Source organism: Micromonospora sp. NPDC049580 (genome assembly GCF_040675595.1).
Taxonomy (GTDB): Bacteria; Actinomycetota; Actinomycetes; order Mycobacteriales; family Micromonosporaceae; genus Micromonospora.
In genome coordinates this window covers 1-8,350 of sequence record NZ_JBFAPG010000286.1, presented here as the reverse complement: position 1 = coordinate 8,350, position 8,350 = coordinate 1, and the positions used below count along the sequence as shown (strand labels likewise).

Below are 8,350 nucleotides of genomic sequence, written 5' to 3'. Positions count from 1 at the left end.
CTCGCGCACAGACGTCACGGAGGACAGATGCCGCTGCGCGTCGCCGCCGTCGGCGTGGCCGCCGGGGTCGGGGCCGGGGCAAGGGCGGTGCCGACGACGCCGAGGACGAGGAGTCCGACGAGGCGGCACAGGCCGACGAGGAGGAGACCGCCGAGGCCGAGGCCGAGGGTGACGAGGACGAGGAGACCGAGGGCGGAGACGGGTTGACCCGTCGTCGCCGTCGTCGCCGCCGTCGCGGCGCCGGTGACACCGAGGGAGCCGCCGACGACGGCGTGCCCACCGTGGTCAAGATCCGCGAGCCGCGTCGCACGGTCGACGAGGTCCAGGGCGTGTCCGGCTCGACCCGGCTGGAGGCCAAGCGCCAGCGTCGCCGGGACGGCCGGGAGCAGCGGCGTACGCGGCCGCCGATCCTCAGCGAGTCGGAGTTCCTGGCCCGCCGGGAGGCGGTCGACCGGGTCATGGCGGTCCGGCAGCGTGGTGACCGCACCCAGATCGCCGTCCTGGAGGACGGTGTGCTGGTCGAGCACTACGTCACCCGTAACTCCTCGGGCACCATGGCCGGCAACGTCTACCTGGGCAAGGTGCAGAACGTGCTGCCCAGCATGGAGGCGGCGTTCGTCGACGTCGGCCGGGGCCGCAACGCGGTGCTGTACGCCGGCGAGGTCAACTGGGACACCTCCGGCCTGGAGGGGCGTGCCCGCTCGATCGAGCAGGCGCTGCGCTCCGGCGACTCGGTGCTGGTCCAGGTCACCAAGGACCCGATCGGGCACAAGGGCGCCCGGCTGACCAGCCACATCGCCCTCTCCGGCCGGCACCTGGTCTACGTGCCCAACGGCAACGCGTCCGGGATCAGCCGCAAGCTGCCGGACACCGAGCGCAAGCGGCTGCGCGACGTGCTCAAGAAGCTGGTCCCGGACGGCGCGGGCGTGATCGTCCGCACCGCCGCCGAGGGCGCCAGCGAGGACGAGCTGGCCCGCGACGTCAAGCGGCTCCAGGCGCAGTGGGAGGACATCCAGGCCAAGGCCGCCGAGGGTGGCGCCCCGGCGCTGCTCTACGGGGAGCCGGACCTGGTCATCCGCGTGGTCCGGGACCTGTTCAACGAGGACTTCCGCGAGCTGGTGATCGAGGGCGAGCAGTCGTACGACATCGTCGAGTCGTACCTGTCGCACGTCTCTCCGGACCTGGTCGACCGGGTGCGCCGGCACGTCGGGACGAGCGACGTCTTCGCCGAGTACCGGATCGACGAGCAGATCATCAAGGGCCTGGACCGCAAGGTCTTCCTGCCCTCCGGCGGCTCGCTGGTGATCGACAAGACCGAGGCCATGACGGTCGTCGACGTCAACACCGGTAAGTACACCGGCTCCGGGGGCAACCTGGAGGAGACCGTCACCCGCAACAACCTGGAGGCGGCGGAGGAGATCGTCCGCCAGCTCCGGTTGCGCGACATCGGCGGCATCGTGGTGATCGACTTCATCGACATGGTGCTGGAGTCGAACCGGGAGCTGGTGCTGCGCCGACTCACCGAGTGCCTGGGCCGGGACCGCACCAAGCACCAGGTCACCGAGATCACCTCGCTCGGTCTGGTGCAGATGACCCGTAAGCGGATCGGCGCGGGCCTGCTGGAGGCGTTCAGCGAGACCTGCGAGTGCTGCAAGGGCCGGGGCGTCATCATCCACACCGAGCCGGTGCCGGAGAAGCCGCATACCGGTGGGGCCGCGGAGAAGGTCAAGGCGGTCGCCTCGTCGGCGCCGGCCGCTCCGGCCGTCGAGGCCGGCACCGCGTCGTCCCGCCGCCGGGCGCGCAAGAGCGCCCCGGCCGAGCGCGCGGTGGTCGAGGTCGTCGACACCGACACCAGCGTCGAACCGGACGCCGACTACCAGGACACCATGGGGTACGACCTGTCCCGCTACGAGGCGGAGACCGAGGCGGCGCCGGCGGTGTCCGACAGCCTGCAGGGCGAGTCGGCCCGGCTGGCCGCGGCGGACGACCCGGACGCGCTCGCCGACGGCGACACCGACGAGGAGGCCGGTGGCGCGGGGCGTCGCCGCTCCCGCCGCGGTGGCGCTCGTCGGCGGACCCGCCCCTGACGGCCTGACCGGCCCGGTGTTTGACGAGGTCCCTTTCCCGGCAATGTGACGGGGAGGGACCTCGCCGTTCCGGTCACCCCGGGCCGGGAGCGGTCGGCCCCGGTCAGGAGTAGAAGATGCGTCGCCTGCTCGCCGTCACCGTGCTGGGGGCCGTGCTCGCCGTCGGAGCCGCCTGCTCCGCCGACCGGTCGGTCGATGCGGGCCCGACCGGCGCGACCGCCGGGGCTTCCGGCCCGGCCGCCGGGTCCGGAGGCGCTCCCGGCGAATCGACCGGTACGCCGGTGGGTGGCGGTGTCGCGGGCGGCAACCGGCAGGTGTGCGCCGAGGCGCAGCAGGCCGGCGCCGCCGCCGTCCGGGAGTACGTGGCGGAGCTGGGCCGGATGGTCGCGGCCCAGGGTGCGGGGGACACCGCCACCGCCGACGCGGCCCGCACGAGGGCGCGGACGGCGCTGGCCGGCTGGCAGGCCGCGCTGCGGGAGCAGTCGGCGCGGTCGACCGATCCGCAGCTCAAGACGCTGCTCAGTGACCTCGGTACGGAGGTCGCCGCACTCGGCCCGGACGTCGAGTCGATCGACGAGACCGAGCTGGACCGGCTCCAGCAGCGCCTCGACCAGCTCTGCGCCCGCTGACCAGGGCGGGCCGGTTTGGGGTCCGGGCCGGCAATGGCGTACTCTTGCCTGCGGCCCACCTTTGGTGTGCCGAGTTCCCGTGTGCCCGCGCCGCCGTGCACTGCTACCCGGCGAGCCGCCGCGGGGACGACCGCCAGCAGCCTCAACGACAGGGAGTCCGCCTCCGATGTACGCGATCGTCAAGACCGGCGGCAAGCAGTACAAGGTCGCCGAGGGCGACGTGATCGAGGTCGAGAAGCTCACCGGTGCCCCCGGTGACGCGGTGAAGCTCACCGCGGTGCTCCTCGTCGACGGTGACGACCTGGTGACCGACGCGGCGAAGCTTGCCGAGGTCGCGGTGTCCGGCGAGATCGCCGCGCACACCAAGGGCCCGAAGATCCGGATCCACAAGTTCAAGAACAAGACCGGCTACCACAAGCGCCAGGGTCACCGCCAGCCGTTGACCCAGGTCAAGGTGACCGGCATCTCCAGCGGGAAGTAGGTCGTCCTCCAATGGCTCACAAAAAGGGTGCGTCCAGCTCGCGTAACGGTCGTGACTCCGCGGCCCAGCGACTCGGCGTGAAGCGCTTCGGTGGTCAGGTCGTCAGCGCCGGTGAGATCATCATCCGGCAGCGTGGCACCAAGTTCCACCCCGGTGACCTGGTCGGCCGTGGCGGCGACGACACGCTGTTCGCGCTGTCCGCCGGTGCGGTCCTGTTCGGCACCAAGCGCGGTCGCAAGACCGTCAGCATCGTTCCGCAGCAGTAGCTCTCGGGCTTAAGCGGGCCGCGGACCTCCGGGTCCCGGCCCGCTTAGCCTTTTTCACGAAGTGCGAGGTGGACCTCGCTGGAAGGATTGACGCCGTGGCGACGTTCGTTGACCGGGTCGTCCTGCATCTGCAGGCCGGCGATGGTGGGCACGGTTGTGTCTCGATCCACCGCGAGAAGTTCAAGCCCTTCGGCGGGCCGGACGGCGGCAACGGCGGGCACGGCGGCAGCGTGTCGCTGGTGGTCGACCCGCAGGTGACCACGCTGCTCGACTTCCACTTCCACCCGCACGTCAAGGCCGACAACGGCAAGGGCGGCGCCGGGTCGAACCGGGACGGGGCCAACGGCCACAACCTGGTGCTGAAGGTGCCCAACGGCACGGTGGTCCAGACCACCGACGGCACCGTGCTGGCCGACATGGTCGGCGCCGGCACCACCTTCGAGGTGGCCCGGGGCGGGCGCGGCGGGCGCGGCAACGCCTCGCTGGCCAACGCCAAGCGCAAGGCTCCCGGCTTCGCCGAGCTGGGCGAGCCCGGCGACCAGCTGGACATCGTGCTGGAGCTGAAGAGCGTCGCCGACGTGGGCCTGGTGGGCTTCCCGTCGGCCGGTAAGTCGTCGCTGATCTCGGTGATCTCCGCCGCGAAGCCGAAGATCGCCGACTACCCGTTCACCACCCTGGTGCCCAACCTCGGTGTGGTCCGGATGGACAACCACACCTTCACCGTCGCCGACGTGCCGGGCCTGATCCCGGGCGCGGCCACCGGCAAGGGCCTGGGCCTGGAGTTCCTGCGGCACATCGAGCGCTGCGCGGTGCTGGTGCACGTCATCGACTCGGCGACCCTGGAGCCCGGCCGCGACCCGGTCGCCGACATCGACGCCATCGAGGCCGAGCTGAGCCAGTACGGCGGGCTGACCGACCGCCCACGGCTGGTGGCCGTGAACAAGGTCGACGTGCCGGACGGCCGGGACCTCGCCGAGATCGTCCGCCCGGATCTGGAGGAGCGCGGCTACCGCGTGTTCGAGGTCTCCGCGGCCACCCGGGAGGGGCTCAAGGAGCTGACGTACGCGATGGCCGAGCTGGTCGAGGCGGAGCGCAAGGCGGCCCCGCCGGCCGAGCCGACCCGGATCGTGATCCGGCCGATGGCCGTGGACGACGCCGGCTTCACCATCACGACCGAGGCCGACGGCTCGTTCACCGTCCGCGGCGTACGCCCGGAGCGGTGGGTCAAGCAGACCAACTTCGACAACGACGAGGCGGTCGGCTACCTCGCCGACCGGCTGGCCCGGCTCGGCGTGGAGGACAAGCTCGCCAAGGCCGGCGCCCAGCCCGGTGACCTGGTCCGGATCGGTGAGCGCGAGTTCGACTGGCAGCCGACGCTGTACGCGGGTGTGGAGTTCGCGCCCGGCAACCGGGGCACCGACGTCCGCCTGGAGGAGAAGTCGAACCGGGCCTCGGCGGCGGAGCGGCTCGCCGCCCGCAAGGCCCGCCGGGTGCGCTCGGCGGACGAGGTGGGCGCGGACTCGTCCGACGACGACGTCGAGGACATCGAGGACGAGGACGACGCCGAGTAGCCCGTTGCTCTCCGTGATCGGGACGACTGCCGGAAACCTTCGCGAAATCCACCCCGCCTAGCGTGGGGTGATGCTGATCGAGTCGCGGCCCGCCACCGATCCCGAGATCGCCGCCCTGGTCGTCGCCCAGCAGCGTGAGCTGCGCGAGGCCGACGGCGGGCTGGACGGGCAGGTCACCGTCGCCCACGACGACATCCGTTACCTGGCGGTGGTGGTGCACGGCCGGGCGGTCGCCTGCGGCGGGCTCCAGTCGCTCGACGCCGTCACCGGCGAGGTCAAGCGGATGTACGTCCGGCCCGCGTACCGGGGCCGGGGCATCGCCCGCCAACTGCTCGCCGCGTTGGAGGAGTGCGCGTTCCGGCAGGGGCACACGGTGGTCTGCCTGGAGACCGGCACGTACCTGCCGGCGGCCATCGGGCTGTACACCTCGTGCGGCTACGAGCCGGTCCCGGTGTACGGGGAGTACGTCGGCAACCCGTACAGCGTCTGTTTCGCCAAGCGGCTCCCGGTCGCGGCCTGACGGCGACGGGTCGCTCGCCCGCGGTGGCGGTCAGGCGCCGTGAATCGGCAGGTCAAGGCCGGTCGATCGGGGTGTCCAGGCGCCCACCGGTGCCCACCTGGTTGGACAGCAGCAGCCCGAGCGCGAGCATGCCGAAGCCGAGGGCGAGGTGCAGCCAGTTGTCGGCGTCGTTGACCGGCAGGATGTTCGCTCCGGCCTCGGGGTCGACCGCCTCGATCCCCAGGCCGTATAGCCAGAGGGCCAGGTAGATCGCGCCGCCGCCGGCCAGGAAGAGCCGGGCGCCGGCGACGCTGCGGGCCAGCACCAGGCCCACCAGCCCGAACAGCAGGTGCACCGCGTTGTGCAGGATCGACACCTGGAACAGCCCGAGCAGCTTGGCGTCCGAGTGGTGCCCGGCGAAGGTCAGCTCGCCGTAGTCGGTGGTGATGCCGGGGATGTAGCCGAGGATTCCGATCAGCAGGAAGACCCCGGCCACGACCAGCGCGACCACCTGCACCCGGGGTCGGGAGGCAGCAGGTCGGCCACCTCGCGCGTCTCGTGCCATCCCTGCCCCCTTTTCGTGGATCTGCCGGTCCCGCGAACCTCGCTGTCCGGAGCGCCGACGTGACGCAGCCCGACGATCCTCCATTTTGAAGTCGATCCCACCGGCCGCGCAGAGAAATGCACGAACAGGTATGGAAGCCGAAACGCAGGGTAGGTGAGTTGTCAGCGGCCACTGCGTCACGGCCGCATCCCCCCAGCACAACCGCGACGACTTTCCGAGCGGAAGGGAAATCATGACTTACGAAGTGTCACCCACGTCTTCCACGTACGGGCACGAGTCCACCAACGGCGGCGGCGTCCGCGAGCAGGCCCGGCACGTCGGGTCCGAGGCGGCGCACGCCGGTGGCGCGGTCGCCCAGACCGCGAAGGAGCAGGGCACCGAGGTCGGCCGCGAGGCCGCCCGGCAGGCCCGCAACCTCTACGGCGAGGCCCGCACTCAGCTCGCCAGCCAGACCGGTGAGCAGCAGCGCCGGGCCGCCGGCGGACTGCGGTCGATCGCCGACGAGATGCGCACCATGGCCGAGCAGGGTGGCCAGGCCGGCCCGGTGAGCGAGCTGGCCCGCCAGGCCGCCGACCGGGTGCACGGTGTGGCCGGCTGGCTGGAGGAGCGCGAGCCGGGCGACCTGATCAACGAGGTACGCGACTACGCGCGGCGCAACCCGGGCACCTTCCTGGTCGGCGCGGCGGTGCTCGGCGTGCTGGCCGGCCGCCTGACCCGCGGCATCTCCGACTCCGGCGACCACTCCGGCAACGGCTCCGCGGGCTACCGCGGCAACGGGGCGTACGACCCGGAGCAGACCGCGGTGATCCCCACGCCGCCGCCGGCACCCCGCACGGCCGCGGACACCACCCTGGCGGGCGGCTACAGCGACCCCGCGCCCGGCGGCTACAGCGACCCGACCCGTCCGGACGGCTACACCGAGCCGGCCAGCACCGGTCAGCCGCTGCCGCCGGTGACCCAGACCGACCCGCTGCCGGGCGTGCCGTCCAGCGGCAGCCCCCGCCCGTGAGGCGCCGAGTCATCCGAAGGGAGGCGACGGCATGACCATGCCGACGCAGGGGTCCGGCCTGGACTCCGGTTACCACCCCGACGCGGGTGCCCCGCACACCGCGGCGGAGGTGAAGGGCAGCTCGCTCGGTGACCTGATGCGTCAGGTCACCACCGACCTGTCGACGCTGATGCGCCAGGAGGTCGAGCTGGCCAAGGCCGAGATCCGCCAGGAGGGCAAGAAGGCCGGCAAGGCCGCGGGCCTCTTCGGCGGCGCTGGCTTCGGCGGCTACATGGTGGCGTTGTTCGTCTCCATCGCCGTGTGGCAGTTCCTGGACAACGTCATGGACTCCGGCCTGGCCGCGCTGATCGTGGCCGTCATCTGGGCCGTGGTCGCCGCCGTCCTCTACTCGATGGCCAAGAAGAACGCCCAGCACGTACGCGGGCTCAAGCAGACCAACGACAGCGTGCAGCGGATCCCCGACGCGCTCAAGCCCCACCCGGAGGGAGTCACCCGATGAGCACCGATCCCGACCAGATCCGCCGGGAGATCGAAGCCACCCGCAACAGCCTCAGCTCCGATGTGGACGCGCTGGCGTACAAGGTCAGCCCGAGCCGCATCGTCGACGACCGCAAGCAGCGGGCCCGTTCCGCGCTGCAGAATGTGAGGGACAAGGTCATGGGAACCGCGTCTGACCTCGGCCACGGCACCGGACACGCCGCCCACTCGGTGGGTGACCGTGCCTCCTCGGCGGCTTCCAGCGTCAGCGACGCCGCGCACTCGGCGGCCTCCTCGGTCAGCGACGCCGCCCACAGCGCGCCCCGGGTCATCCGGCAGAAGTCGCAGGGCAACCCGCTGGCCGCCGGCCTGATCGCCTTCGGGGTCGGCTGGCTGGCCTCCTCGCTGATCCCGGCCTCCCGCCGGGAGCAGCAGGCCGCCGCTCAGGTCAAGGACAAGGTCAGCGAGCACAGCGGCGCCGTGAAGGAGAAGCTGGGCGAGGTGGCCAGCGAGCTCAAGGACGAGCTGCGCGAGCCGGCCCAGCACGCCGCCGAGTCGGTGAAGTCCACCACCCAGGACGCCGTGCACGCGGTCAAGGACGACGGCCGGTCGGCCGCCCAGGACGTCAAGGACCAGGCCCAGCAGGCCCGCCAGCAGGTCAGTTCCTGAGCCCACCGCAATCGGCGACAGCTCGCGGTCACCCCGGTGGCCGCGAGCAGTCCCATGTACCCCCGCGCCCCCACCCGGGCGCGGTGCATAGGCGGCG

General features: G+C 72.1%; 10 protein-coding genes. 9 read left to right on the top strand and 1 reads right to left on the bottom strand.

Annotated elements, in window-relative coordinates:
- From AB0J68_RS21300 to AB0J68_RS21275, 6 genes are all read left to right on the top strand, one after another.
- Positions 1-2,087 (top strand): Rne/Rng family ribonuclease (locus tag AB0J68_RS21300; RefSeq protein WP_363940125.1); only part of this gene is annotated, 2,087 nt, incomplete at its 5' end.
- A 116-nt stretch (positions 2,088-2,203) separates the two neighbouring features.
- Positions 2,204-2,716 carry a hypothetical protein gene (locus AB0J68_RS21295; protein WP_363940122.1) on the top strand — a complete coding sequence of 171 codons (513 nt, stop codon included), beginning with the start codon at positions 2,204-2,206 and terminating at the stop codon, positions 2,714-2,716.
- Between the two features lie 166 nt (positions 2,717-2,882).
- On the top strand, positions 2,883-3,197 hold the full coding sequence (gene rplU / locus AB0J68_RS21290; protein ID WP_007464063.1) for a 50S ribosomal protein L21: 315 nt from the start codon (positions 2,883-2,885) through the stop codon (positions 3,195-3,197).
- An 11-nt stretch (positions 3,198-3,208) separates the two neighbouring features.
- Complete coding sequence (gene rpmA / locus AB0J68_RS21285; protein ID WP_007464062.1) at positions 3,209-3,463, top strand: 50S ribosomal protein L27; 255 nt, start codon at positions 3,209-3,211, stop codon at positions 3,461-3,463.
- A gap of 95 nt (positions 3,464-3,558) precedes the next feature.
- Entirely contained in the window at positions 3,559-5,034 is a 1,476-nt protein-coding gene (gene obgE / locus AB0J68_RS21280) for a GTPase ObgE (RefSeq protein WP_363940120.1), read from the top strand.
- Between the two features lie 70 nt (positions 5,035-5,104).
- On the top strand, positions 5,105-5,554 hold the full coding sequence (locus AB0J68_RS21275; RefSeq protein ID WP_354857907.1) for a GNAT family N-acetyltransferase: 450 nt from the start codon (positions 5,105-5,107) through the stop codon (positions 5,552-5,554).
- A gap of 52 nt (positions 5,555-5,606) precedes the next feature.
- On the opposite strand, the gene AB0J68_RS21270 is transcribed toward AB0J68_RS21275, so the two are convergent.
- Positions 5,607-6,098 (bottom strand): DUF4383 domain-containing protein, encoded by a 492-nt coding sequence (locus AB0J68_RS21270; RefSeq protein WP_354857909.1) that lies wholly within the window; start codon positions 6,096-6,098, stop codon positions 5,607-5,609.
- A gap of 232 nt (positions 6,099-6,330) precedes the next feature.
- Here AB0J68_RS21270 and AB0J68_RS21265 point away from each other — a divergent pair, with 232 nt between their 5' ends.
- Genes AB0J68_RS21265 through AB0J68_RS21255 form a run of 3 tightly spaced genes read left to right on the top strand, consistent with a single transcriptional unit; the run spans position 6,331 to position 8,253 of the window.
- The gene (locus AB0J68_RS21265; RefSeq protein WP_363940118.1) at positions 6,331-7,107 is read left to right on the top strand and encodes a hypothetical protein; all 777 of its coding nucleotides are present in this window, start codon (positions 6,331-6,333) and stop codon (positions 7,105-7,107) included.
- A 31-nt stretch (positions 7,108-7,138) separates the two neighbouring features.
- Positions 7,139-7,606 (top strand): phage holin family protein, encoded by a 468-nt coding sequence (locus tag AB0J68_RS21260; RefSeq protein WP_354857914.1) that lies wholly within the window; start codon positions 7,139-7,141, stop codon positions 7,604-7,606.
- Positions 7,603-8,253: a DUF3618 domain-containing protein gene (locus AB0J68_RS21255; protein ID WP_363940116.1), complete on the top strand. Its 651-nt coding sequence runs from the start codon at positions 7,603-7,605 to the stop codon at positions 8,251-8,253. Before AB0J68_RS21260 ends, AB0J68_RS21255 begins: the two co-directional genes overlap by 4 nt.
- The last annotated feature ends 97 nt before the right edge of the window (positions 8,254-8,350 follow it).

What these genes read in the sequence shown, in the direction of transcription:
- AB0J68_RS21270 (WP_354857909.1), bottom strand. Translation starts at nt 6,098, where the DNA reads ATGGCACGAGACGCGCGAGGTGGCCGACCTGCTGCCTCCCGACCCCGG.
- AB0J68_RS21255 (WP_363940116.1), top strand. Translation starts at nt 7,603, where the DNA reads ATGAGCACCGATCCCGACCAGATCCGCCGGGAGATCGAAGCCACCCGC.
- AB0J68_RS21295 (WP_363940122.1), top strand. Translation starts at nt 2,204, where the DNA reads ATGCGTCGCCTGCTCGCCGTCACCGTGCTGGGGGCCGTGCTCGCCGTC.
- rplU (WP_007464063.1), top strand. Translation starts at nt 2,883, where the DNA reads ATGTACGCGATCGTCAAGACCGGCGGCAAGCAGTACAAGGTCGCCGAG.
- AB0J68_RS21260 (WP_354857914.1), top strand. Translation starts at nt 7,139, where the DNA reads ATGACCATGCCGACGCAGGGGTCCGGCCTGGACTCCGGTTACCACCCC.
- AB0J68_RS21275 (WP_354857907.1), top strand. Translation starts at nt 5,105, where the DNA reads ATGCTGATCGAGTCGCGGCCCGCCACCGATCCCGAGATCGCCGCCCTG.
- AB0J68_RS21265 (WP_363940118.1), top strand. Translation starts at nt 6,331, where the DNA reads ATGACTTACGAAGTGTCACCCACGTCTTCCACGTACGGGCACGAGTCC.
- rpmA (WP_007464062.1), top strand. Translation starts at nt 3,209, where the DNA reads ATGGCTCACAAAAAGGGTGCGTCCAGCTCGCGTAACGGTCGTGACTCC.